This window comes from Pseudomonas sp. 1912-s (assembly GCF_029269205.1).
In the GTDB taxonomy this organism is placed as follows: Bacteria; Pseudomonadota; Gammaproteobacteria; order Pseudomonadales; family Pseudomonadaceae; genus Aquipseudomonas.
In genome coordinates this window covers 89,471-114,441 of the sequence record NZ_JARIXR010000020.1, presented here as the reverse complement: position 1 = coordinate 114,441, position 24,971 = coordinate 89,471, and the positions used below count along the sequence as shown (strand labels likewise).

Below are 24,971 nucleotides of genomic sequence, written 5' to 3'. Positions count from 1 at the left end.
AGCGCGCTGCCACAGTTCCATGACAGTTTGATGAAGAGTGCCCAGCGGTCATTGCGACATCGGGATACCACTTCATGCCCTGCGCACTCACGTGTAATCGCAGGCTTGAAGAGGAGCATCCCGCCCCTCCCCACGTAACCCATCTCACTATGACTGACGAACACAACACAACAGAGCGCTTCGCGCGCATCGACGAGTTCAACTATTCAAGCCACCTGGGGCGCCTGTGGGTCGATGAAAGCCTGTTGCTTTCGGCGACCCAACGCTGGGCCGACTGCCAGCAGGCAATGCTCGACCTGATGGCGGGTATTCCCGACACCCCGGGCCTGGTCACGCGCCTGCTCAGGGAGCAACTGGACGTAGATGGCAATACCGCCGGCCTGCGCGGCACCAACAACGCGTTTATCAGCTTGAGCAATGCACTGGTCTTTGTGCAGCAGAACCCGATGCTGCCTGCCTCGCTTGACCAGGATTACATCGTGGTCGGCCTGGACCGAAAACACCGACTGTTTGAGCTGTCCCCGCGGCAACTGCTCGACCACCTGAAGACCGCTGACCTGAACCGCTTCGTCGCTGAGCACTGGGACCGCTACTGGAACGCACGGGCACCGCACACGCCGGTTTCGCGTCGGACCCGAGTCAACCAACTGTATAAAAGCCACTTCGAAGCCGCTGCCCAGGTGGCCTTTGCGCTTGGGCAGCTGAGTACCGATCAACTCAAGCCCGTCCTCACGATGCTGGACCTGCCCAACGCCCCTGACCGCACCGTGTATGCCGAGCGGCTGAGCTTCAAATCGGCCGATGGCCGGGCCCTGCCCCTGCACACCGCGCTGGTACTGAGCATCGACACCGTGCCCTTGACCGCCCAGTTGCTGTACACGCCCTTCAGGCAACCGGTGTTCCAGCTCTTCAGCGAACGCACCGAGTTGGAAAGCTGGTTGATTGCGCAACAGGATGAGCTCCTGGGATCGACCCCAAAAAAACCGGCCAGTGAAATCGACTACACACTGACCACCGCCCACCTCACCGACGCCATGGACGCCTGGCTTGCCGAACGCGGCTCCCGGCTACAAGCAGCGCTGAGCGAAAACACTGGCACTGACCTGGCCACCCATGGCCCCACAGCCCTGGACGCCGCCGACCAGCGCTACCGCAACCTGCGCGTAGAGGGATTTTTCACGGCAGTGCCGTCCTCCCCCACTCCGATAACGGAAGACCCAGACACTACCCCGCAACCCTTTGGCCTGCTCAATGCCGACCTGCCGCTCAACGTGCGTCTGGCCACACTCAGGCAGCAGCGCCTGGCCCTGGAAGCCCTGCTGGACCCTGAACACGCCGACCCATTGCACAACCTGAAACCGCATCTGGACACCTTGAGCGCGGCACAAAATGCCGCCGAAACCGCCGCCACTTTGCTCCTGAAAAACAAAACCGGCCTGCAGCTGCGACAGCTGCGCCACACCCTCGAACCGGCCTACCACGCGCTCCACGCAGCGCGCCTGGAGGGTGTGCGCGCCGAAGCCGAGATCCAGCAACTGCTCGGCCAAATCAGCCACGACGAATACCTGCGACTCAAGGCCGTACTGGATTACCCCAATCGCCGGGATCGCAGCCTGCCGGTGGCCGCCTGCCGCGTGGTGCTCAGCCAGAGCACACGCAGCGTTGATCACGGCAGTACCGTCGTGCGCAGCCAGGATCTCAATGGCCCGCTGGCGATCATCGACGCATCCGCGCTGATCGAGCCCGTGGCAGACGTGGCGTTATTGCTCTACTGGCCAGGCCAGGCGGGCGGCCTGCAACGTTTTGCCTCGCTGCAGGCGTTGCAAGCCAAGCTGTTCGGCATTCACGGCGACGATGATGTGCTCAGCTTGCACCTCGCGGAGGTGCTCACCGAACCGTTCGACTACAGCCTGCAAAGCCAGCTGCAGGATTGCGCGCAAAAAGCCGTGCAGATCATGGCCCTGCACCCTGACGCAACCCAGCAGTCCCAACAAACCGCCGCGCTGAACGCGCTGGTGGAAAAAAGTCTCCCGGAATGGCAAGTACACCGTCACGCCGCACGGGAGCTGGCGTACACACAACTGCTGGAGCAACAACGCAGCGTCGAACTGGCCCGTCAACGTCCGCAATGGGTCAGTGCACTGTCCAATGACCAGGTGGCCGAACTCAAGCCGGCGATCGCCGCCAGTGTTGATGCCATGCGCCACTCCCAACAGTTGTTTCAGCGAGACCTGCCCTCCGCCAAAAGTTTCAGCCAGCAGCAGGTGGATCAACGCCTGCGCCGGGACTTTTCCCTCAAGCAAAACTTTACGCTCACGCTGGACCTGCCGGAAAAGGTTGAACAGCAGGTACTCGTGGGCAAAGGCGCACCCGGTTCTTTTTCACCACGAACCGTGAACAAACCAAGTGCCGCGCGCAGCAAGGTCAAGCTCCACGAACTGGCACTGTTTACCGTCGACAAAGCCTTGCAGGATCGCCTGGAGTTCATGAAAGTCGAAGTCACCAGCACCGATGAAGCCGAGCGCCAACGCCTGCTCAGAGGAGTCGACGCGCCGTACGCAAGACGGCTGATTTCGGAGCTGGACGTCGCTCAACAATACGAAGACCGGATCGTCGCGACCTTCCTCGGCCGCCCCGGCCAGTCCACTTTCAGCGACGAATACCAAGCGCAAACACTGCTGGAGAACTGGCGCTTGCTGCTCCAGTTGCAAAGCCGTATCGCGCAGGTGCGTGGCCACCTCAATGCCGACGCACTGCAGATCCTGGGCATCGCCATCGACGCCAACTCCCCTGAAGCCTGGAACGCAGGTAACCGCCGGATCGTGCTCAAACCGGCGTCTCTCACCGTCGGCGGCAGCGACACTGGGAGCTACAGTGCCACGTTGCTCGGCGTGACCTTTATCGAAGAACAGACCAGCGGCGTCACCCTCCTGTATTTGCCGGACCGCATCGACGGCCAGTTTTTTTATCGTTTCGACAACCTGGAATCGGCCCGCAAAGCCCTGTTCAACTGGTGCCTGCGCGACGAAATGAGTCAGTACCTGGCAGGTCGGGCACTGGGCGGCGAGGTAGAGAAACATGCCCACCGTATCAAACAGGCCGTGCTCAGAAATTACGATGCAATCATGGGTGTTGGCGTCCCCTGGCCCGCCTCGACCTCGCTGGCGAAAAACCTGCTCAACGTCCACATGGGTCAAGTACTGGAAGCCCATCGCGCAACGTCGCGTTCCAACAGCACGCAACTGATGCGCGAGCTGGCGGGCAGCGGCGCCCAGGCGGTGTACTTCATCAAGCTGGCCATGGGTTTCGTGCCGTTTATCGGCACCGCCATTGGTCTTTACGATGCGTGGGTGATGGCGAACCTGGCCGTGGCGGCGTTCCTGCGCGGCGAGTTGCAGGACGGTTTTGACGCCCTGGCTTCGTGCCTGCACGCGCTGATCGACGCCGGCGTCGACCTCGGCACCGGGATGGGCGTCGCCCAAAACGCCAGCAAATCCCGCGTGCGCCTGCGCCAATTGGAAGGGCTGAGCCAGAGCGCGGGCGCCTTGTCCCCGCCTTCGTTGCGCAAGTCGTTAAACATCGCTGGACGCTTCGCCGGGTACGAATACGAACAACCGATCTCCCTGCACGGCCTGCAACCTCACCACGAAGGCATCTACCGCAACGTTTATCGGCACCCTCAGGGGGATTTCATTCTCAGCCAGGGCCGTGTCTTCGAGGTGCAACTGGATGTCGACCTGCACACCCTGCGCATGAAAGGCACCCGCACCCGCAGCTACAAACAGCCGATCGTGCTTGACGAGGCCGGCGAGTGGAACACCCACGGTGCGGTGTACGGCACCCTGGTCAACGGTGGCCTCGCCGGTGGCGGTGGCGTGCTCGGGCACCTGGCGGACCGGCTTGATCCGATCTGGCCGCTGGCGATTCGTGAGCGGTTGCCGGTCTGGTGGACGGATCGCGCCTGGCGCCAGCAGTTGCGTCTGCAGGACGAAGCCATGGCTCTGGGTAATGAGCTAAGCAACCGGATCCAGCGGGCGAAGCGACTGGAATTGATTTACCTGAATGCAGAACCGCAAAACAAACCGACTGCCCGGAACGAACTGTACGAGTCCTTGCGCGCTGCGAATGATGTGGCGATCCGTCACGATCGTGCCGTAGAACAACTGCCCAGGCCGGTCGGCCGGGAGGCGATCAATGGACGACAGGGCCTGCGCCAGGCCAATGCCGCAATCATCGTGAGAAACAGCATTGAGCTTGCCAAAGGTGCTCGCCGCGACCTGCAGGTGCAAGTCACGCAATTCGGCGCACTGACCATCGACAGGATCGACACCGCCAGCGTGATCAACCTCCTCAAACAACGCAAAACCATCAGCATCAAGGTTCGCGAGACGCTCGATGACCTGGAGCAACACGCTCAAACGGCCAACGCCTGGCACGATAAAATCAGAAACGAGCGGGAGTTCCAGTACACCGAAACCGATCACACGCGCTTGCCAGACCACCGCAGATCCCATACCGAGCTGAGCGCTGATCTGGCAGAGTTGAACACCAATTTCGGCGCGGATTATCGCCGCTACCTCAGGTTCAGTTTCAGCCTCGAAACGCTTCACCACTTCGAAACTATCAGCGAATTTTCCTGGTTCTATTTGCGCCAACAGACACTACAACGCCATATCGAAGTCGCACGCACCCTCTATGTCCACTACACACTGGACCGCTCCAACGCGACCCGCTCTCAACGTGTCACCCTCCTGGAAGGCTGCATCCAGGGCTATGAGACATTCAGCCGCGACCTGAAAACCTGGAACCTGGGTTATCCGCAACATTTCGACCAACCGCGCCTCATCGAACTGCTCACCGACCTGGAAAAAATGGTCGAGCTGGCCCACCGAGACATGGGCCTCACGCCCACCCGGCCGCGAAACGCCACGTTCAATGTATTTACCACCGACGAAAACCAATTGCTGATCGGCACCGAAACAACGCCCCCGAATAGCAGAACGCGCCAATTCACCATCGAAAATCCTGCGGGCCCGATCGAAACCTGGAACGTTGACCCACAGAGCAACCGCGCACGCCTGGATGCTCCTCCCCCTCGGCAATCCGCGCCGACCACCGACAGCAGCCTTGCACGCAGCACCCTGGTCAATGAAGCGCAATCCCGGCTCAATGGCCTGGACGGTTACAAACACAAGATCCAGAACTATGCGCAGCAGAACACGGCACCTGTGGACCTGGAGTACATGCTGGTCAGCGAAGCCGGCGAGCTGACGGTGCGCGCCAACCGTATCCAGCGCGTGGCGCCCGACGAAGCCATCATTGGTCAACTGCGCAGCAAAGCCCAAGAGCTGACAGCGGCCGGGCGCAGCCTGCGTATTCAGCAGTCGATGATCAGTCAAACACCGACCGGCGCGTACCTGGACCACCTGCTTACGCCCCATCCGACGGACCCAAAGCGCTATGTACGCCTGAACAAACTGGGTGAACGTATCGCCAACGGAAGACGCCAGGACGGACGCCCGGACTTTTACCAGGAGTACGCCGTACATGACCTCACCCAAACCGGCGAGCCAGTGCTGTGGTACGCCCACGCCCATTACGACTCGGCGAGCACGCCGTTCGACACCGTGGTCAAAGCCCACCTGAAACTGCCGGAGCAGCGCAACCTGGGCCTGGAATGGCAAAAGCAACAACCCGCCCACAACCCGATTTGGCGCGGTGATATCAGCCGCACGCTGTTCATCAAACACTTCGCCAACCTCTAAACCTGCATGCACCACGCCGCCCTCCCGGGCGGCGCGGTCGCCATTTAAACAACCGCTCCACTGTCGACAGGCATCGCAACATGAGACAAACTCACCCTATTCGAATTTGTCACAAGTTATATTCATGGAGAGCCCGTGCTCGAAATCCGTCATCTCAAGACCCTGCACGCCCTGCGCGAAGCCGACAGCCTGGTGGAAGCCGCTGAACGCCTGCACCTGACCCAGTCCGCGCTTTCCCACCAGTTCAAGGAGCTTGAGGAACGCCTGGGCATGCCGTTGTTTGTGCGCAAGACCAAGCCGCTGCGCTTCACCAGCGCCGGGCTGCGCCTGCTGCAACTGGCGGACGCCACCCTGCCCCTGCTGCGCGGCGCCGAGCGTGACATCGCACGCCTGGCCGGCGGCACGGCCGGTCGCTTGCACATGGCCATCGAGTGCCACAGTTGCTTCCAGTGGCTGATGCCGACCATCGACCAGTTCCGCGACGCCTGGCCGGAAGTCGAGCTGGACCTGGCCTCCGGCTTCGCCTTCGCGCCGTTGCCGGCCCTGGCCCGTGGCGACCTGGACCTGGTGGTGACCTCCGACCCGCTGGAGCTGCCGGGCATCACCTATGTGCCGTTGTTCACCTACGAGGCCATGCTCGCGGTGGCCAACCAGCACCCGCTGGCGAACAAGCCGTACATCGTGCCCGAAGACCTGATCAGCGAAACCCTGATCACCTACCCGGTGGAGCGCGACCGCCTGGACATCTTCACCCGCTTCCTGGAACCGGCCGATGTGGAACCGGCCCAGGTGCGCACCTCGGAGCTGACGGTGATGATGATGCAGTTGGTGGCCAGCGGTCGCGGTGTGTGCGGCATGCCCCATTGGGCACTGCATGAATACAGCTCCCGGGGGTATGTGAAAGCCAAGCGGCTGGGAGAGAAAGGCCTGTTTGCCACGCTGTACGCCGGGATTCGCGCCGACATGCTCGACGCGCCGTACATGCGCGACTTTTTGCTGACGGCCAAGGACACCTCGTTCTCGACCCTGGATGGGGTCAGCGCCGTACGCTGATGAACAGCGGGTACCTGTGGTGAGGGAGCTTGCTCCCTCACCACAGTTTCACGCACCCGTTAGAGACGCGCGGTAGAACGGCAGGATCAGGTCCCGGGTCAGGGGCGCAAGGTGCAAATCGCCGTCGCCGGCCGGGTCGATCCAGCGCACCTCTTCAATCTCGGCGGCCGGGGTCACCGGCACGTCGATGTGCACCTGGAACAACTCGGCCTGCACCACAAACCCCGGCTCATTCGCCGCCGGGGCCGAGAACTGGCCCAGGTACACCGCCGCCGCCGGATCAATCCGCAGGCCCAGTTCTTCGTGCAGCTCGCGGGCCAGGGCCTCGGCAGGTTGCTCGCCGGCGTCGATCTTGCCGCCCGGCTGCATAAAGGCCTGGGTGCCGCGCTTGCGCACCAGCAGGGTCTGGCCGTCGCTGCCGATCAGCAGGGCGGCGGCGATGCGAATGGTGGAGGTCATGGGAGGGTCGCCTTCGATACAAAGGCGCAAGGATCCCATGAACCGGCCTCAACCCGAAAGCAGCGCCTCATCCGGCGCTTTGATAAACACGCTGTACTTCGCCCCCTCCATGGCCTCGAACGCAATCAGCTTGTCCACCAGCGGCAGGTTCAGCACCTTGCCGGCGTTGAGCAGCAACATGCCGTTGTCGGCGTTGAGATTACGCGCCAGTACCATGCCTTCGGCCAGCTCGCGGGTGGTCAGGACTTTCACGGTCGGGTCGCCCAGGGTCACGTCGCTGAGGAATGCGGCGCAGGCCTGGACAAAGTCTTCCACCATGTCCGGGTCGTAAAGACGCCCGGCGTATTTGCGGATGTAGAGCAGCGCTTCGTCGCTGTTCATTTGCCGCTCCAGGATCAGGCCGCGTTGCAGTTCGATAAAGTCCACCGCCAGCTTCAACAGGCGCGAGCCGAACGGAATCGCGTCACCCTTGAGGTGGTCGGGAAAGCCGCTGCCGTCCCAGCGCTCCTGGTGATGGCGGATCAGGCGCGCGGCATCTTTCATCGGCTCCAGGGTCATCAGCAACGATTCACTCTGAGCCGGGTACGCGCGGTAGCGTTCACGGTCGGTGCTGTGCAGCAGGTCGGAGGGCGACACCATCATGCTGTCGCTCCAACTCAGCTTGCCGATGTTATAGAGCGCGGCGGCCATGGTCAGGTCGCGCGCGCTGGCTTCGTCCATGGGCTGGAACTTGCAGTACACGCGGATCAGTTCGATCAATTGGCGGTTGGTCTGTTTTTCCTTGGGCAGCCGCAGGTTGGCCAGCAGCGAAAACACCTCGGTACCGGTCACGTAGCTGCGCTTGAGCTCATCGTAGGCCAGGTCGAGCATGTCGGCGGTCTGCTGCAGCTCGGAGGTGCGCGCCACGACGCGTTTTTCGAGGGTCGCATTGAGGGCTTTCAGCTGGTCGTTCTGCTCGCGGGTCAACTGTTCAAGGCGCAGCCGCTCACGCTCGGAATGCTGGTGCTCCAGGGACTGGCGCAAGGTCAGGAGCATTTCCTCGTCGTTCCAGGGTTTGCTGATGTAGCGGTGGATCTGCCCTTCGTTGATCGCCTTGATCATCATGCTCATGTCGGCGTAGCCGGTCAGCAGGATGCGCGTGGTGGCCGGGTACAGCCGGTGGGTCTCGGCCAGCAGCATCGCACCGTCCATGGCCGGCATGCGGGCGTCGGTCATGATCAGGTCGATGGGCCGGGCCGCCATGATTTCCAGGGCCTGGGCGCCGCTGCCGGCCAGCAGCACGTCATAGGGTTGGCCACGCAGCAGGCGGCGCAGGCTGTTGAGGATCGACTCTTCGTCATCGACCAGAAGAATCGTGGGGGTGTAGGGGGCAGTCGTAGCAAGTTGCTCGTCCATGGCGACACCTCCTCTCAATGACACAAAATTGCACCATTGCGCCCCGGTCATCATCAATCGCTGTACTTGCAGGTGCATTGAGCGCTAGATGAAGACGGGGGTAACTGGCGTTGATTTGACGCCAACTGGCCGACTTATTCAAGGGAGCCAACTATGCTTGTGGCATGAAGCCCATGACCGCCCCTGTTTACCGATGCACTCAAGGTAAGGAAGCCACATGCGCCAGAAAATGCAGTTGAGCGCCTCCCGGAACCGCTCGTGAACCCGCGCTCCACACGGGCCAACCGGCGAATCCTGATCGTCGACGACACCGCGTCGATCCACGAAGACTTCCGCAAGATCCTCGAGGCCGACGCCAACGGCGGCCAGTCCCTGGACAGCATCGAAGAGACCCTGTTCGGCACCGCCCCGGCGGTGCGCCAGACGTTCCTGCTGGACTCGGCCTACCAGGGCCAGGAAGCGCTGGCCCTGGTGACCAGGTCCCTGGCCGCCAACACGCCCTACGCCCTGGTGTTTATCGACATGCGCATGCCCCCGGGCTGGGATGGCCTGGAGACCATCGAACAGCTGTGGGCCGTCGACCCGCACCTGCAAATCGCCCTGTGCACGGCCTACTCCGACTACTCCTTCGAAGCCATCGAGGCGCGGCTCAAATACGACGACCAACTGCTGATCCTGAAAAAACCCTTCGACAACCTCGAAATCCGCCAGATGGCCAGCGCCCTCACCTGGAAATGGCAACTGGCACAAGATGCCGCGCTCAAGCTGATGGGCCTGGAGCGTACGGTGGAGGAGCGGGTGCAGGAACTGCTCAAGGTCTCGCACCTGCTGCAATACGACGCCCTCACCGAGCTGCCCAACAGCACCTTGCTGGGCGATCGGCTGACCCAGGCCATCGCGGTCTGCAGGCGCCACGACACCCAGTTGGCGGTGATGTTTATCGGCCTGGACCGCTTCAAGCGCATCAACAACGCCCTGGGCCACCCGGTGGGCGATGAAGTGCTCAAGCAAGTCAGCCAAAGCCTGGTGGCGACCGTGCGCGAATCAGACTCGGTGTTTCGCTATGGCTCCGACGAGTTCGTGCTGATCCTCAACGACGTTCATCATCCCCAGCAAACCCAGCACATTGCCGAAAAAGTCCTCAAGGCCGTCAGCCACATTCGCTACGTGGCCGGCCACGACCTGAGCGTCACCGCCAGCCTGGGCATCAGCATTTACCCCAACGACAGTTTCAGCGCCGTGGAGTTGATCAAGAAAGCCGAAACCGCCATGCACGCCGCCAAGGATCATGGCCCCAATGACTTCAGCTTTTTCATTGATGACATGAACCGCCGCGCCCAGGAACAACAAAGCCTGGAGACCGCGATTCGGCTGGCCCTGCAACGCGATGAGTTTGTCTTGCACTACCAGCCGAAACTGGATTTGAACAGCGGGCGGATCGTCGGCGCGGAGGCCTTGATTCGCTGGCATCAGCCCGACCATGGCTGGGTCTACCCGTCGGCCTTTATCCCGGTGGCCGAAGACAGCGGCCTGATCGTGCCCCTGAGCCAATGGGTACTGGGCCAGGCCTGCGAGCAAGCCCAAGCCTGGCAGGCCTGCGGCCTGACCCCGTTGTGCATTTCGGTGAACATCTCGGCCATCGATTTTCGCCAGCGGGATTTTGTCGCCAACCTGGCGGCCATCCTCGAACGCACCCACCTCGCGCCGGGCTTGCTGGAGCTTGAGATTACCGAAAGCGTGCTGATGCAAAACGTCGAGGACACCCTGACCACACTGCGGGCAATCAAGACCATGGGCGTGCGCCTGGCGGTGGATGATTTCGGCACCGGCTACTCCAGCCTCAGCTACCTGCGGCGGTTTCCGATTGATGTGCTGAAAATCGACCAGTCGTTCATTCGCGGCTTGAGTAAAAACACCCAGGACGCGCAATTGATCAGCGCGATCATCAGCCTGGGTAAAAGCCTGGACCTGAACATCATTGCCGAAGGCGTGGAGACGGTGGAGCAGCTGGATTTCCTCAAGGCCCACCACTGCGAAGAGGGCCAGGGTTTCCTGTTCAGCAAGGCCGTGCCCGCCGAAGAGTTCGCCCAACTGATGCAAGCCGGGCGACGCACCCTGATGCCCAGCCAATAACCTTCTGCCCCAAGGAATCATCGCTTGAGCGACGCCACGCCACGCTACGTTCTCCGGTCTTCCCGGGCGCCCGGGCTCGCCATCACGCTTTGGCTGGCGACCTGCCTGCCGGTGATGGCCGCACCGCTGGATGAACCCCTCAAACCGCTGCCGCCGCTGCCGTTGCTGGACGTGGCAACGGTGGAGCTGGGGCGTCAGTTGTTCAATGAAACACGGCTGTCGGTCAATAACACCAAGTCCTGCGCCAGCTGCCATGACTTGCAAACCGGCGGCGTCGACAACCGGCCCTTCTCCCTGGGTTTCGACGGCAAGCCGGTGGCGCTGAACACCCCGACCGTGTTCAACGCCAGCCTGAACTTCAAGCAGTTCTGGAATGCCCGGGTCGACACCCTGGAGGCACAGGTCGAGCAGGTGGTCACCAGCCCGATGGAGATGGGCAACGACTGGCAAACGGTGGTGACAACCTTGTCGGCACTGCCCCATTACCAGGCCACATTTCAGCAGATCTACCCCGACGGCATCACACCCGCCAATGTGCAAAACGCCCTGGCGACCTATGAGCGCACCTTACTCACCCCGCATTCGCGCTTCGACCAATACCTGGAAGGCAACACCGACATCCTCACCCTTAAAGAAAAATACGGCTACCAGCGCTTCAAGGAATACGGCTGCATCGCCTGTCATCAGGGTGCCAATATCGGCGGCAACATGTACCAGAAGTTCGGCGTGATGGGCGACTACTTCAAGGCCCGTGGCAACCCCACCGAGGCCGACCTGGGACGCTACCTGCTGACCAAGGACGAGGAAGACCGCAACGTGTTCAAAGTGCCCAGCCTGCGCAATGTGGCGGTCACCGCACCGTACTTTCACGACGCCTCGGCCAAGACCCTCGAAGAAGCCGTCGACGTGATGTTCAAGTACCAACTGGGTCGCGTTCCCTCGGCTGAAGACACGACCCTGATCGTGCTGTTCCTGAAAACCCTGACCGGCGAATGGGCAGGCAAGCCACTATGAAACTCTCACGCCGCGCCACCCAGCTCATGCTCAGCACCATGACCCTGATACTCGCCTCGACCCTGGTTTTTTTGTACCTCAAGTCGTCGAGTGACCAGACCACCACCTACACCGAGTCCCGCGACCTGATCCGCGAAATCAAGCAACTGAACTCACAATGGGACAGTGAAGTGCTCAAGGCCAGGATTGCCCTGACCCACAACTACGACCCACTGGTGGCGCCCCTCAGCGAAATGAACCGCCTGTGGGCCAGCCTGGAGCGGCGCGAATCGCAACACCGTCACGAAGACCCGGCCCGCTGGCAGGCCGGCCAGGACGCCTATCGCCAGGCGATCCAGGAAAAGGCCCGGCTGGTGGACCAGTTCAAGTCCCACAACGCGGTGTTGCGCAATTCCCTGGCCTTCCTGCCCACCGCCGAGGACGATATCCAGGCGCAGTTCCTGGCGCTCACCGACACCGACAAACTGCTCCAGCAAAGCATCGCCACCGACACCTACGACGTGCTCCTCAGCAGCCTCGAATTCGCCCAGGTGACCAGCGACGACAAGGCCGCCGACATCCTGGTGGGCCTCAATAAACTGGCGATCAACAAACTGAGCCTGCCCGAGTCGTTCCAGGTGCCGGTGGAGATTCTCAGCAATCACATTTCGCTGATCCTGCGGGAACAGCCCGTGGTCAACGGCCTGCTTGAACGCATCGCCGCCGTGCCGCTGGCCGAACGCCTGGACGACCTGACCAACCAGCTCAACCAGGACCAGACGGCGGCCGACCTGCTCGACCAGAAATACCACCGCTATCTGCTGGTGTTTTCCACCTTGCTGGTGGCGCTGCTGCTGTACCTGGCGATTCGCCTGTTGCGCAGTTTTGCCGAGATCAACCGGGTCAACCGGGCCCTGCATGTGGTTAACGAAAGCCTTGAGCAGCGCGTTGAAGAGCGCACCCGGGAACTCAAGGATGCCCAGGGCGAACTCCTGGACAGCGCGCGCCAGGCCGGCATGGCAGAGATCGCGACCAACGTGCTGCACAACGTCGGCAACGTGCTCAACAGCGTGAACATCTCTGCCGAGCTGGTGGCGCGCAAGCTGCGCACCAGCAAGGCGCTGGGGCTGGGCAAGGCCATGCAGTTGATCAACGAGCACCGCCATGACCTCGGCACCTTTCTCACGGAGGATGAAAAAGGCAAGCTGCTGCCCGGCTACCTGAACCAGTTGGTCGAGGCCATCGCCACTGAACAGCAGGGCCTCACCGAGGAACTGGCGCAACTGAGCAAAAGCGTCGACCACATCAAGGACATTGTGTCCACCCAACAGTCCTACGCCGGTGCGTCCACGCTGCTGGAGCCGGTGCATATCAGTGCGTTGATGGAAGATGCCCTGCGCATGAACTCCGGGGCCCTGAGCCGCCACCATGTGACGGTGGTCAAGGACTACCACGACGTGCCCGAGATCATGGCCGACAAGCATCGGTTGCTGCTGATCCTGGTCAACCTGATCAGCAACGCCAAGTACGCCATGTCCAACCTCACCGACCGCACCCGGCAAATGACCCTGACGGTGCTGCCGCTGGACGACGGCACCTTGCAGATCAGCGTCAAGGACGAGGGCGAAGGCATACCGGCAGAAAACATGACCAGAATCTTCACCCACGGTTTCACCACCCGCAAGGAAGGCCACGGCTTCGGCCTGCACAGTTGCGCCCTGGCCGCCCTGGAAATGAAGGGCCGCCTGACCGCCCACAGCGACGGCCCGGGCAAAGGCGCGGTGTTCACCTTGCACATCCCCCTTGACCCCGCACGGACATGAGCATGAACCAACCACCGAACCGGCGAATCCTGCTGATTGATGACACCCCGTCGATTCACCAGGACTTCCGCAAGATCCTGACGCCGCTCGTGGAGTCGAACCTGGAACTGGACGAGATGGAAACCGCGCTGTTCGGCGACAGCGTCAAACCCCAGGCCCAGGCGTTCACGCTGGATTCAGCCTACGGTGGCCAGGAAGGGTTGCAGCTGCTGTGCCAGGCCATGCAACAAGAGCGCCCCTACGCCCTGGCCTTTGTGGACATGCGCATGCCCCAGGGCTGGGACGGCGCGCAAACCATCGAAGCGCTGTGGAAAGTCGACCCGCACCTGCAAGTGGTGGTGTGCACCGCCTACTCCGATTATTCCTGGGAAGAACTGCTGTTTCGCCTGCACGCCCATGACCGCCTGCTGATCCTGAAAAAGCCCTTCGACAACATCGAAGTCCAACAGATGGCCAGCACCCTCGCTGCCAAATGGGACATGGCCCGGCGCGCGTCCCTGCAAACCAGTCACCTGGAGCATCTGGTGGAGCAACGCACCCAGGCGTTGACCCTGACCAGCCAGGCGCTGCAACTGGAAATCGATGAGCGCAAGCAACTGGAAAGCCAATTGGTGCAATCGGAAAAACTCGCGTCCCTGGGCCAGCTCGCGGCGGGCGTGGCCCATGAAATCAACAACCCGGTAGGGTTTATCTCCTCCAACCTGAGCACCCTGGACGGCTACTTCAAACAGTTGCAACAGATGCTCGACGCCTATCGGCAGGCCGAAGAAGCCCTCGCGCCCGGCGAATGCCTGACGCACTTGCAAAGCCTGCGCAAGGCCATGGACCTGGAGTTTCTCAAGGAAGACATCCCGGTTCTGATCCACGAATCCAAGGACGGCATTGGCCGCGTGGCCCAGATCGTCAAGGACCTGAAGGATTTCTCGCGGGTCGACAACGACGAGCAATGGCAGTGGGCAAACCTGCAACAGGGGATCGACTCGACCCTGAACATCGTCGCCAGCGAACTCAAGTACAAGGCCGATGTGGTCAAGCATTTCCAGGTGCTGCCGGACATTGAATGCCTGGCCTCGCAGCTCAATCAGGTGGTGATGAACCTGGTGATCAACGCCGCCCAGGCCATGGGCCCGGAACGCGGCACCATCACCCTCAGCAACGGCGTGGAGGGCGACAAGGTCTGGCTGGAAGTGGCGGACACCGGCTGCGGGATCGCGCCGGAGAGTGTGCAGAAAATATTTGACCCTTTCTTCACCACCAAGCCGGTGGGCGAAGGCACAGGCCTGGGGCTGTCACTGTCGTACGGGATCGTGAAGAAGCATCACGGGACGATTTCGGTGAACAGCGAAGTGGGCAAGGGCACGACGTTTCGGGTGGTATTGCCGATTCGCCAGACGGCAGATCCCCTGTAAAGGCGCGCCTCTACAGGGGACAGGCTCAGGCTTCGGCGTTCTTCGGGGCCGAACCAAACGACGCAAAACGCTTGTTGAAGCCGGCGATGCGGCCTTCGGACTGGGTCTTGCGCTGCTGGCCGGTGTACACCGGGTGCGAGGCGCTGGACACGTCGAGGAGCACGTAAGGGTAGGTGTTGCCGTCGCTGTGCTTTTGCGTACGGTCGGTTTCCACGGTGGAACCGATCAGGAAGAACACATCGGCGGCGGTGTCGTGGAACAACACGGTACGGTAGTCGGGGTGGATACCAGGTTTCATAAGGCCTCCGGGGCGTCTGGGTGATCAATCAGTGTTATACAGTAACACAAATGATGCGCCCAAACGAGAACCGATTGCAATAAGAATAGACCTCAAGCTTCTATGCGGCTTCCTGGAAATCCATCTCCGGTGGTTGCTGCGAAAAGCCCCGGGTCAGGAAACCCAGGTACACCAGGCCAATCGCCAACCAGCTCAGGCCCAGGTAAATCGCCAGGTGATCGAGGCTGACCATCAACCACACATCCGCCAGCAGGCCGATGGTCGGGAACACCAGGAACAGCACCAGCTCCCGCAGCCCAAGCTGTTTGGCGCCGATCCAGTAGTGGAAGATCACCGACAGGTTCACCAGGCTGAAGGCCAGGAAGGCGCCGAAGTTGATGAACGAGGTGGAGGTGGTGACGTCCAGCTTCAGCGCCAGCAACGCAACCACGGCGCACAGCAGGATGCTGTTCACCGGCGTACCGAAACGCGCATGCAACGTGCCGAAGAACGACTTGGGCAACACCCCGTCGCGGCCCATCGCAAACAGCAACCGCGAACCGCTGGCCTGGGCCGACAGCCCCGAGGCGAACTGGCCGACGATCAGGCCGATCAGGAAGATCGACACGAACAGGTCGCCGCCAATGTTGCGGGCAATCTCATAGGCGGCCGAGTCCACGTCGGTAAATTCGAACGACGGGTGGGCGATCTGCACGAAGTACGACACGCCGACGAAGATCAGCCCGCCGATCAGGGTGATCAACATGATCGCCCGGGGAATGGTGCGGCGTGGGTCACGGGTTTCCTCGGTCAGAGTGCTGACCGCGTCGAAGCCCAGGAACGAATAGCAGGCGATCGCCGCGCCGCTCATGATCAGCGGCATTTGCATCTGGCCGTTGAAGAACGGGGTGATGGTCCACAGCGGCTTGCTGGCGTCACCGCCGATGTAGTGGATGCACAGCGCGACGAAGGCAATCAGCACCAGGAACTGCACCAGCATCAGCAAGGCGTTGATGCCGTTGGCGAGTTTCAGGCCGATGATATTGATCACGCTGGTGACCCCGATAAACGCCAGGACCCATACCCATTGCGGCACGGCCGGGAAGGCTGAATGCAGGTAGGCCGCGCCGATCAGCCAGATGGCCATGGGCAGGAACAGGTAGTCGAGCAGCACCGCCCAACCGGCGATAAACCCGAGCTTGGGGCTGATGGCCTTGCGCACGTAGCTGTAGGCCGACCCGGCCACCGGGAACGCCGAGGCCATGCGGCCGTAGCTCATGGCGGTGAAGAACATCGCCACCAGGGCGGCCAGGTAAGCGGCCGGGACCATGCCGGCGGTGGATTGCGCCAGGATGCCGAAGGTACCCAGGACAATGATCGGTGTCATATAGGCGATGCCAAACAGCACCACCGACCCTAACGACAGGGTGCGTTGCAAACGAGCCATGAGCGATTCTCCGCGCAATTATTAGAGTTATGGCAGAACTGAAGTCGGTGTTGCGAATGTCTTTATTTTTTATGTAAGGCACAGCCTTTGTGGTGAGTGGGCTTGCCCCGCGCGAGGCAAGCTCGCTCACCACAGCAATTCCATTTGCCAGTGAGATCAGGCCTTGGGGATCAACAACTCCCGTGTACCGTCCTCGCGCTCAATCACCTCCCCCGGCAATTTCAAGCGCTGGTCATCCAGGTAGCGATAGTCCTGTCGCGCTGCCGCCAGTTGTCCAAGGTCCAGCTCGACCCTGAACTGGCCTTCTTCACGCCCGGCTTCAAACAGCAAGGTGCCGAACGGGTCCACCAGGGCACTGCCACCGGCGAACATCAGGCCGTCGTCACCCGCTTCCACCCGGTTGACCATCAGCGCAAACGCCTGGTTTTCCTGGGCGCGGGCCATGATCGCGGTGCGGTGAGTCGGGCCATAGGGGTCCATGTTGCCGTTGGTGACGATCAACACTTCAGCGCCCACCTGCGCCAGGGCGCGGGCGGTTTCCGGGAATTCGATGTCGTAGCAGATCAACAGGCCCACGCGCACGTCGTTCCACACGCAGGTGGCGTAGCGATCACCCGGGGTGAACACGCCGCGGTCCGAGGCCCACAGGTGGGTCTTGCGATAACGCAGGGCGATGCCTTCGGGGGTGATCATCAAAGTGGTGTTATAGAATTGGCCCGCGTCGTTCTCGGCCATGCCGATGACCACGGCGATGTTGCGCGCTCGCGCAGCCTGGATAATGGCCTGCACGGTCGGGCCGTCCACCGGTTCGGCGACGTCCGCCACGGTGCTGGCGGTCGGGAAGCCCATCAGGTGGGTTTCCGGGAACACGACCAGTTGGGTATCGGCCGCACACGCGGCAATCGCCGCCAAAGCGCGCTCAAGGTTGTAAGCTGTGCCGTTATCGCGGCCTGCCAGTTGGGCAAATTCGACCTTCATGGTGTGTCCTGTTGTTTTAACTGTGGCGCAGTATGCGCAGGCCGCAATCACTCGGGAAATCACGCAGCCGGGTTAACCCTATGGGGGTAGATGCATGACATTGTCGCTGGAAGACATCGCCTGGCACCGTTCGGTGGGGCAAATGATAGACGCCCTGGACCAGCCCAATTTCTGGACGCAACTGGTCCGGTTGCTGGACCAGTACGTGCCGTTCGACAGTTGGGTGGTGTTGCTGTTCAGCAGCGAGCACAAGCCGTTGGTGTTCGCCGAATGCCCCGGCCAGGACGGCGAGCCGGACCATCTGTTCCAGGACTACCTCAACGGCCTGTACCTGCTCGACCCCTTCTACATCGCCAGCCGCGAACACTCGCGCACCGGACTGTTTCGCCTGGCCGAAGTGGCACCGGAGCATTTCGAGCTGACCGAGTACTACCAGCGCTACTTCCGGCTGAACGTGGTGGCCGATGAAATCCAGTTCAATTGCCAGCAACCGGACGGGCGAACCTTATGCCTGTCCCTGGGTTCCAAACAGCGTTTCGCCCCACAGCAGATTGCCCTGCTGTCGCTGATCCAACCCTGGGTCTTGAGCCTGCTGCGCCAGCGCCTGCCCCATGAACTCAACCAGGTGAGCGCGCCGCAGGCGCCGATCCAGAACGATGACTGGGGTGCACAGTTAACCGCACGCGAGCTGGATGTGGGGCGCTTGATGCTCAGTGGCTGTTCCAGCAAGGAAATTGCACGCAAGCTGGAAATCTCGGTGGAAACCGTGAAGGTCCACAAAAAGCACATGTACAGCAAGCTGGGCATCAAATCCCAGTCGGAGCTGTTCTCGATTTTCCTGCAGGCTCAGACGAGCTAGATCGGCCCCAGGAACTCAACCAGTCGAGGAGTTTGAGCACGACTTCCTTGACGAACGCCGGTGTGGCTTCATTTTTGGCGACGGCCTCGGCATAGCCTCTGAAGATTGACATCAGGTTCCCCTGTGCGGCGCCACGGATCGACGTTTCCAGGCCGTCGTTCAGGGTTTTCTCCAGCCCGGTTTTTGCACCGGCCATCATGCCGGCGGCGCTGCCATCCGACTTTTCTACACCCAGGGCCATGTTGCTGAGGCCGGGGAACATCCATGTTTTGTTGCCGACGGCACCGGCGATGTTCTGCGTCATGTTCTTCGGGCTATCGTCGGGTTTTCCCGACGGCGCAAACGGCGACGGATAGCGATCGGGAGCAACTGAAGCACTGATTCTCATAAGTAATTCACCCAAGGACAAAGTTGACGTACGGGGTTCGCGCCCCAAGCCCGTAGTGGCAATTTCCCAAGGAACGGTTCCGGAACCAAGGCCTGTAAAACGCGCACCAGAGCGGTCAATCCTTGTCCGGGCTTTGAGTACTGGCGCAGAATGGCGGATCGACCTGTAGAGTTGAACCTGAGGAAAAACCGTATGAGCCTGTCGTTACTAAGCCGTTACGCGTTCTTTGCCGTCTGCGTCATTTTCACCCTCGCCAGCATGCCGTTTATCGAACACGAATGGCTGTGGCCGATCGCCGTGGTCACCGGCATTCTCAGCCTGATCGGCATTTTCGACCTGATGCAAAGCCCCCACGCGGTGCGCCGCAACTACCCGATCCTGGGCAATATCCGTTACCTGGTGGAAGGCATCCGCCCGGAAATCCGCCAATACCTGCTGGAATCCGACAGCGACGCCCTGCCATTCTCCCGGGCCCAGCGCTCGCTGGTCTACTCCCGCGCCAAGAATGAAAGCGCCGACAAACCGTTCGGCACGCTGATCGATGTGTACCAGTCGGGCTTCGAGTTTATCGGCCACTCCATGCGCCCCGCACCGTTGAGCGACCCCAGCGCCTTTCGCGTGATCGTCGGCGGCCCGCAGTGCAAGCAGCCGTACTCGGCCTCGGTGTTCAACATCTCGGCCATGAGCTTCGGCTCGTTGAGCGCCAACGCGATTCGCGCCCTCAACCAGGGGGCCAAGCTCGGCAACTTTGCCCACGACACCGGCGAAGGCAGCATCAGCCCCTACCACCGGGAAAACGGCGGCGACCTGACCTGGGAACTGGGCAGCGGCTATTTCGGCTGCCGCACCAGCGACGGCCGTTTCGACCCGGAACGCTTCGCCGTGCAGGCGCAGAACCCGCAGGTGCGGATGATCGAAATCAAGATGAGCCAGGGCGCCAAGCCGGGCCACGGCGGGATCCTGCCCAAGCACAAAGTCACCCAGGAAATCGCTGATACCCGCGGCATCATGATGGGCGAAGACTGCATCTCGCCGTCGCGGCACAGTGCGTTTTCCACCCCGATCGAGATGATGCAGTTCATCGCCCAGTTGCGTGAACTGTCGGGCGGCAAGCCGGTGGGTTTCAAGTTCTGCCTGGGCCACCCGTGGGAATTCATGGGCATCGCCAAGGCCATGCTCGAAACCGGCATCCTCCCGGACTTTATCGTGGTGGACGGCAAGGAAGGCGGCACCGGCGCCGCGCCCGTGGAGTTCACCGACCACATCGGCGTGCCGCTGCGCGAAGGCCTGCTGTTTGTGCACAACACCCTGGTGGGCCTGAACCTGCGGGACAAGATCAAGCTGGGCGCCAGCGGCAAGATCGTCAGCGCGTTCGACATCGCCAGCGTCCTGGCCATCGGCGCCGACTGGGCCAACTCGGCGCGGGGTTTCATGTTTGCCATCGGCTGCATCCAGTCGCAAAGCTGCCACACCAACAAATGCCCCACCGGCGTGGCCACCCAGGACCCGTTGCGCCAACGCGCCCTGGTGGTGCCGGACAAGGCCCAGCGGGTGTTCAACTTCCACCGCAACACCCTGAAGGCCCTGGCCGAAATGCTCGCCGCCGCCGGCCTCGATCATCCGTCGCAACTGTCGGCCAAGCACCTGGTGCGGCGCATGTCGGCCACCGAGATCAAGCTGTTCTCGCAGCTGCATGTGTTCCTCAAGCCTGGGGAACTGCTGACCGGCGAAGTGAATGGCGAGTTTTATTCGCGCATGTGGCAGATGGCTCGGGCGGACAGTTTTGAGCCGAATGAAATCGCGGCGGCCTGAGTCGCCTACACTGAAAATCCCGCTGAACCGGACCACCGAACGGCATCGTTGAAACAAGGAGCTTCACCATGCCGTTACTGGACTTCACCGCCCTCGCCGCACAACTGCCAGCCACCTGGAAATCCACCCGCCTGGGCCAGGTCGGCCCGGCGCGGATCAAGGTGCTGCGCATGGATGCGCAGGCCTACGCAGAAGAAACCCACGACTACAACGAAGGCCTCCTGGTGATCGACGGCCATTTGCGCCTGTCGATCGGCGAGCAGGCCGTCGACGTCGGCGCCGGCCAGATGTACCTGGTGGAAGCCGGCATCGCCCACGCCGTACTTGCCGGCAGCCACGGCACGCTGGTGATCATCGATGTTTAAACGCCGCGATGAGACATTCAGTAAAAACTGAGCTTTGCAATTGCTTACAAATACCGCCAACCTGCGCCCGCCCGACGTACGGCACGACTAAAGCCGTCGCCTGCTTGTCATTACTAAACCCCTTGTTCAAGAGCCCGCTGCCATGCTGAACGGACGCGACCCGCGCATCGATTTTTTTCGGGGCCTGGCGTTGATCTTCATTTTCTGGGATCACGTACCCCACAACCCTCTGGGCCAGATCACCCTGCGCAACTTCGGTTTCAGTGATGCAGCGGAAGTCTTTGTGTTCCTGGCCGGTTATGCGGCGGTGCTGGCCTACGGCAAGATCCTGCAGCGCGACGGCTATTTGATCGCCTGCGTGAAGATTTGGCGGCGCACCTGGGTGCTGTATGTGGTGCATATCTTTCTGCTGGCGATGCTGATGGGCATCGTGTTCTTCGCCAACAGCCATGTGGAAACCCGCGACCTGGTCGAAGAGATGGGCCTGACGCATTTCGTCACCCACCCCCAGCAAGCGTTGGTGGATGAGCTGCTGTTGCGCTTCAAGCCCAACCTGATGGACCCGCTGCCGCTGTATATCGTGCTGCTGGGTTGCCTGCCGCTGGTGCTGCCGTTGCTGCTGCGCAAGACCTGGGCGGTGGTGGCGGTTTCGCTGGCGGTGTACCTGTTGGCACCGCACCTGGGCTGGAACCTGGCGGCGATCGCCGACGGTGTGTGGTACTTCAACCCGGTGACCTGGCAGTTGCTGTTTGTGCTGGGCGGTGCGGCGGCGATTCATGCACAGCAGCCACGCCCGGCAGAAACCCGCAGGCTGCTGCGTCAGCCGTTGTTCGTGGCTGCGGCGGTGTACGCCGTGGTGGCGGGGGTGCTCACGATCTCGTGGCGCTGGCCGGAGATCCACGACGCGCTGATGCCGTCGGTGCTCAGTGACCTGCTGTACCCCATCAGCAAGACCGACCTGTCGCCCGTGCGTTTGCTGCACTTCCTGGCGCTGGCCTATGTCACCGCCAAGCTGCTGCCCGGCCATGGCTGGACGCAAAACTGGCTGGCACAGCAAACCTGCCGCATGGGGCGTTACTCCCTCGAAGTGTTCTGCCTGGGGGTGCTGCTGGCGCCGCTGGCGGACATGATCAATGCGATCACCGGCGATGCCTTCGCCATGCAAATCTTCACCGCGATGGTGGGCGCCGGGCTGATGGCGCTGCTGGGGGCCTGGCTGGACTTGAACAAGCGGCTCACGCAACCGACACGCGTCGCTACCGCCTGAAAAACAAAAAGCCCCGAAAGGGGCTTTTTGTTGAGCACCGAAAAATCAGCTCGCGGTGCGCGCCGCAGCCTGGGTCGGCTGCAACTTGAACACGTAGAACAACACGGTCAGCAGCACCAGGAACGCCGGGCCGACATACAGCGCCACGCGGGTATCCGGGAAGTACGCCATCAGGCCCACCACCAGCAGCAGGAACGCCAGCGCCAGGTAGGAACTGACCGGGTACAGCCACATGCGGTACTTGAGGGCTTTTTGCTCGGCCGGGCTCAGGCTCTTACGGAATTTGAGCTGGGCCAGCAGGATCATCAGCCAGGTCCAGATCGCGCCGAAGGTGGCGATGGAGGTCACCCACACAAAGACTTTTTCCGGGACCATGTAGTTGAGCAGCACGCCCAGCAACAACACGAAGATCGACAGCAGCAGCGCCTTGCGGGGTACACCGTTGCTCGACGTGGTGCCGAACGTGGCCGGGGCCTGGCCGTTCTGCGCCAGGCTGTAGAGCATGCGCCCGGTGCTGAAGATGCCGCCGTTGCATGACGACAACGCCGCAGTGATCACCACGAAGTTAATGATGCCGGCGGCGGTCTTGATGCCTAGACGCTCGAAGGTCATCACGAACGGGCTGCCCTGGGTGCCGATTTCGTTCCACGGGTAAATCGACAGGATCACGAACAACGCACCGACGTAGAACAGCAGGATGCGCCAGAACACCGAGCTGATAGCACTCGGGATGGTCTTCTGCGGGTTCTTCGCTTCACCGGCGGTCAGGCCGATCATCTCGACGCCCAGGTAGGCGAACATCACCATTTGCAGGGACATCAACACGCCCGTCACGCCGTTGGGCAGGAAGCCGCCGTGGGCCCACAGGTTGGAAATCCCCAGCGCCACGCCGTCGTTGCCGAAACCGAACGCGATGATGCCGACGCCGCCGATCACCATGGCAATGATGGTGACGATCTTGATCAGCGCGAACCAGAACTCGAACTCACCGAACGCCTTGACCGCGATCAGGTTGATGGTGCCCATGCTGACCAGTGCGCCAAGGGCCCAGATCCAGCGGGGCACATCGGGGAACCACACGCCCATGTACACGGCGACTGCGGTGATTTCCGCGACGCAGGTCACCAGCCACAGGAACCAGTAGTTCCAGCCGGTGAGAAAGCCCGCCAGCGGGCCGAGATAGTCTTGTGCATAACGGCTGAACGAACCGGCGACCGGGTTGTGCACGGCCATCTCGCCGAGGGCGCGCATGATCACCAGGATCGCCAGGCCGCCGATGATGTAGGACAGCATGATTGCCGGGCCGGCCATTTCAATGGCCTTGGCCGAGCCCAGGAACAGACCGACACCGATACAGGCGCCGAGGGCCATCAAGCGAATATGCCGTTCGCCGAGTTCGCGTTTCAGCGGACCGCCCTGAGCGGTCTCGCCATGGGGCAGGTGATTGCCAGCTGGCATAGGGATACAACCTCGTCTTGTTATTGGATATGAGCCACCGAGTCCGGGGCGTCGCGGCGGGTGGCCGGGGCGCCCTGATAGCGGGCCTGCCTTTTGGGCAAGACCGTCTGGCCGGGCCAGATCAGCGGGGGTGCAGTATAAAAAGCTAAACCCAGGGGTTTTCACTCTATAAACGACAAGATTCAGCGGGAACTCGCGGTAAAGCCCCCTTTGGCGGAGGAGCATTACCTGTTCCGCGTAGGAATCATCGCCAACAAACGGCGGCGAGTATTGCACGGTAATGGTGCAGCGTCATGCCCCTACCTTTGGCGGATTTACCGGTGGGGGGAGGCTCTAGGGCGACAGTTGTGGGTCATACGCATGACCTGTGGCGAGGGGGCTTGTCCCCCGTTGGGCTGCGAAGCAGCCCCAGTAAAGACACCGCATTTCTTCAGGCAGATCCTCATGGCAGGTTTTGGGGCTGCTTCGCAACCCAACGGGGGACAAGCCCCCTCGCCACAGACAAGCCCCCTTGCGACAAAAAGGTACCTACGCGAAACACGCTGACACTGAACTGCAAGGGAGCACTCCACAGCAACTGCTAGCGTCAATTGACTACTTCCCCCAAGGAGCAACGGAATGCTTCCCCAGCCCAACTCTCGTCTATTACGCCGTGGTCGATATTCAGAATCAGGCCGCCCTTACCTGATCACCGCCGTAGTTCACAATCGACAGCCCCTGTTCAACGACTTCCACTTGGGAAGACTACTGGTAGCAGAATTCAGGAAGACCCATGAATTGGGCATGGTTGACTCTCTGGCATGGGTTGTCATGCCAGATCACTTTCATTGGTTGTTTGAGCTGCAGGATACAAAGTTGTCGCACGCCGTGGGACGGACCAAATCCCGGAGCACCCTCACCATTAATCGCGCACGCGGAAGCAAAGAGCGATTCTGGCAACTCGGCTACCATGACCGAGCAGTGCGTACCGATGAAGACCTTCGCAAAATTGCCCGCTATATCATCGCCAACCCGTTGCGTGCGGGTCTGGTCGAGAACATTGGTGACTACCCGCTGTGGGATGCTGCCTGGCTCTGATTTTTCCTGTGGC

General features: G+C 61.5%; 18 protein-coding genes. 11 read left to right on the top strand and 7 right to left on the bottom strand.

What is annotated here, in order from left to right:
* Positions 1–149 precede the first annotated feature (149 nt).
* Together P3C29_RS22775 and metR are read left to right on the top strand one after the other, a co-directional pair.
* Positions 150–5,765, top strand: a complete 5,616-nt coding sequence (locus P3C29_RS22775; RefSeq protein ID WP_275965502.1) for a DUF6543 domain-containing protein — start codon at positions 150–152, stop codon at positions 5,763–5,765.
* 135 nt (positions 5,766–5,900) lie between these two features.
* Positions 5,901–6,818: a transcriptional regulator MetR gene (metR, locus tag P3C29_RS22770; protein WP_010170229.1), complete on the top strand. Its 918-nt coding sequence runs from the start codon at positions 5,901–5,903 to the stop codon at positions 6,816–6,818.
* A 48-nt stretch (positions 6,819–6,866) separates the two neighbouring features.
* Here the strand turns inward: metR and P3C29_RS22765 are convergent, their stop codons facing one another.
* Complete coding sequence (locus P3C29_RS22765; protein WP_177116181.1) at positions 6,867–7,277, bottom strand: NUDIX domain-containing protein; 411 nt, start codon at positions 7,275–7,277, stop codon at positions 6,867–6,869.
* A 48-nt stretch (positions 7,278–7,325) separates the two neighbouring features.
* The gene (locus tag P3C29_RS22760; RefSeq protein WP_275965501.1) at positions 7,326–8,672 is read right to left on the bottom strand and encodes an HD domain-containing phosphohydrolase; all 1,347 of its coding nucleotides are present in this window, start codon (positions 8,670–8,672) and stop codon (positions 7,326–7,328) included.
* 258 nt (positions 8,673–8,930) lie between these two features.
* Here P3C29_RS22760 and P3C29_RS22755 point away from each other — a divergent pair, with 258 nt between their 5' ends.
* The 4 genes from P3C29_RS22755 to P3C29_RS22740 all read left to right on the top strand — a co-directional run bounded on the left by P3C29_RS22755 (position 8,931) and on the right by P3C29_RS22740 (position 15,030).
* Positions 8,931–10,805, top strand: a complete 1,875-nt coding sequence (locus P3C29_RS22755) for a GGDEF and EAL domain-containing protein (protein ID WP_275965500.1) — start codon at positions 8,931–8,933, stop codon at positions 10,803–10,805.
* An 81-nt stretch (positions 10,806–10,886) separates the two neighbouring features.
* A complete protein-coding gene (locus P3C29_RS22750; RefSeq protein WP_275965505.1) occupies positions 10,887–11,819 on the top strand; it encodes a cytochrome c peroxidase in 933 nt (310 codons plus the stop codon).
* Positions 11,816–13,621 (top strand): DAHL domain-containing protein, encoded by a 1,806-nt coding sequence (locus P3C29_RS22745; RefSeq protein WP_275965499.1) that lies wholly within the window; start codon positions 11,816–11,818, stop codon positions 13,619–13,621. Before P3C29_RS22750 ends, P3C29_RS22745 begins: the two co-directional genes overlap by 4 nt.
* Positions 13,622–13,623: 2 nt before the next feature.
* Positions 13,624–15,030 (top strand): ATP-binding protein, encoded by a 1,407-nt coding sequence (locus tag P3C29_RS22740; RefSeq protein ID WP_275965498.1) that lies wholly within the window; start codon positions 13,624–13,626, stop codon positions 15,028–15,030.
* A gap of 25 nt (positions 15,031–15,055) precedes the next feature.
* Here P3C29_RS22740 and P3C29_RS22735 read toward each other — a convergent pair whose 3' ends face one another.
* The 3 genes from P3C29_RS22735 to P3C29_RS22725 form a co-directional block, all read right to left on the bottom strand.
* A complete protein-coding gene (locus tag P3C29_RS22735; RefSeq protein ID WP_010170240.1) occupies positions 15,056–15,328 on the bottom strand; it encodes a type B 50S ribosomal protein L31 in 273 nt (90 codons plus the stop codon).
* A gap of 100 nt (positions 15,329–15,428) precedes the next feature.
* Positions 15,429–16,754, bottom strand: a complete 1,326-nt coding sequence (locus tag P3C29_RS22730) for an APC family permease (protein ID WP_275965497.1) — start codon at positions 16,752–16,754, stop codon at positions 15,429–15,431.
* Positions 16,755–16,910: 156 nt separating this feature from the next.
* The gene (locus P3C29_RS22725; protein WP_201125270.1) at positions 16,911–17,732 is read right to left on the bottom strand and encodes a carbon-nitrogen hydrolase family protein; all 822 of its coding nucleotides are present in this window, start codon (positions 17,730–17,732) and stop codon (positions 16,911–16,913) included.
* Positions 17,733–17,826: 94 nt separating this feature from the next.
* Between P3C29_RS22725 and P3C29_RS22720 the strand changes: the two genes are divergently transcribed.
* Complete coding sequence (locus tag P3C29_RS22720; protein WP_275965496.1) at positions 17,827–18,591, top strand: LuxR C-terminal-related transcriptional regulator; 765 nt, start codon at positions 17,827–17,829, stop codon at positions 18,589–18,591.
* Here P3C29_RS22720 and P3C29_RS22715 read toward each other — a convergent pair.
* Positions 18,539–18,979, bottom strand: a complete 441-nt coding sequence (locus P3C29_RS22715; protein WP_275965495.1) for a hypothetical protein — start codon at positions 18,977–18,979, stop codon at positions 18,539–18,541. The two genes, P3C29_RS22720 and P3C29_RS22715, sit on opposite strands and share 53 nt — an antisense overlap.
* A gap of 192 nt (positions 18,980–19,171) precedes the next feature.
* Between P3C29_RS22715 and P3C29_RS22710 the strand changes: the two genes are divergently transcribed.
* From P3C29_RS22710 to P3C29_RS22700, 3 genes are all read left to right on the top strand, one after another.
* A complete protein-coding gene (locus P3C29_RS22710) occupies positions 19,172–20,791 on the top strand; it encodes an FMN-binding glutamate synthase family protein (RefSeq protein WP_169386217.1) in 1,620 nt (539 codons plus the stop codon).
* A gap of 68 nt (positions 20,792–20,859) precedes the next feature.
* Positions 20,860–21,156, top strand: a complete 297-nt coding sequence (locus tag P3C29_RS22705) for a cupin domain-containing protein (RefSeq protein ID WP_201125273.1) — start codon at positions 20,860–20,862, stop codon at positions 21,154–21,156.
* A gap of 142 nt (positions 21,157–21,298) precedes the next feature.
* A complete protein-coding gene (locus tag P3C29_RS22700; protein WP_275965494.1) occupies positions 21,299–22,423 on the top strand; it encodes an OpgC domain-containing protein in 1,125 nt (374 codons plus the stop codon).
* Positions 22,424–22,468: 45 nt separating this feature from the next.
* On the opposite strand, the gene P3C29_RS22695 is transcribed toward P3C29_RS22700, so the two are convergent.
* Positions 22,469–23,881 carry an amino acid permease gene (locus P3C29_RS22695; protein WP_275965493.1) on the bottom strand — a complete coding sequence of 471 codons (1,413 nt, stop codon included), beginning with the start codon at positions 23,879–23,881 and terminating at the stop codon, positions 22,469–22,471.
* A gap of 618 nt (positions 23,882–24,499) precedes the next feature.
* Here P3C29_RS22695 and P3C29_RS22690 point away from each other — a divergent pair.
* Positions 24,500–24,958: a transposase gene (locus tag P3C29_RS22690; RefSeq protein WP_275965492.1), complete on the top strand. Its 459-nt coding sequence runs from the start codon at positions 24,500–24,502 to the stop codon at positions 24,956–24,958.
* The last annotated feature ends 13 nt before the right edge of the window (positions 24,959–24,971 follow it).

Excerpts from the sequence above, each read along its gene's own strand:
- P3C29_RS22715 (WP_275965495.1), bottom strand. The coding sequence starts at position 18,979 with ATGAGAATCAGTGCTTCAGTTGCTCCCGATCGCTATCCGTCGCCGTTT.
- P3C29_RS22725 (WP_201125270.1), bottom strand. The coding sequence starts at position 17,732 with ATGAAGGTCGAATTTGCCCAACTGGCAGGCCGCGATAACGGCACAGCT.
- P3C29_RS22690 (WP_275965492.1), top strand. The coding sequence starts at position 24,500 with ATGCTTCCCCAGCCCAACTCTCGTCTATTACGCCGTGGTCGATATTCA.
- P3C29_RS22735 (WP_010170240.1), bottom strand. The coding sequence starts at position 15,328 with ATGAAACCTGGTATCCACCCCGACTACCGTACCGTGTTGTTCCACGAC.
- P3C29_RS22710 (WP_169386217.1), top strand. The coding sequence starts at position 19,172 with ATGAGCCTGTCGTTACTAAGCCGTTACGCGTTCTTTGCCGTCTGCGTC.
- P3C29_RS22740 (WP_275965498.1), top strand. The coding sequence starts at position 13,624 with ATGAACCAACCACCGAACCGGCGAATCCTGCTGATTGATGACACCCCG.
- P3C29_RS22700 (WP_275965494.1), top strand. The coding sequence starts at position 21,299 with ATGCTGAACGGACGCGACCCGCGCATCGATTTTTTTCGGGGCCTGGCG.
- P3C29_RS22720 (WP_275965496.1), top strand. The coding sequence starts at position 17,827 with ATGACATTGTCGCTGGAAGACATCGCCTGGCACCGTTCGGTGGGGCAA.
- P3C29_RS22760 (WP_275965501.1), bottom strand. The coding sequence starts at position 8,672 with ATGGACGAGCAACTTGCTACGACTGCCCCCTACACCCCCACGATTCTT.
- P3C29_RS22765 (WP_177116181.1), bottom strand. The coding sequence starts at position 7,277 with ATGACCTCCACCATTCGCATCGCCGCCGCCCTGCTGATCGGCAGCGAC.
- P3C29_RS22695 (WP_275965493.1), bottom strand. The coding sequence starts at position 23,881 with ATGCCAGCTGGCAATCACCTGCCCCATGGCGAGACCGCTCAGGGCGGT.
- P3C29_RS22705 (WP_201125273.1), top strand. The coding sequence starts at position 20,860 with ATGCCGTTACTGGACTTCACCGCCCTCGCCGCACAACTGCCAGCCACC.
- P3C29_RS22745 (WP_275965499.1), top strand. The coding sequence starts at position 11,816 with ATGAAACTCTCACGCCGCGCCACCCAGCTCATGCTCAGCACCATGACC.
- P3C29_RS22775 (WP_275965502.1), top strand. The coding sequence starts at position 150 with ATGACTGACGAACACAACACAACAGAGCGCTTCGCGCGCATCGACGAG.
- P3C29_RS22730 (WP_275965497.1), bottom strand. The coding sequence starts at position 16,754 with ATGGCTCGTTTGCAACGCACCCTGTCGTTAGGGTCGGTGGTGCTGTTT.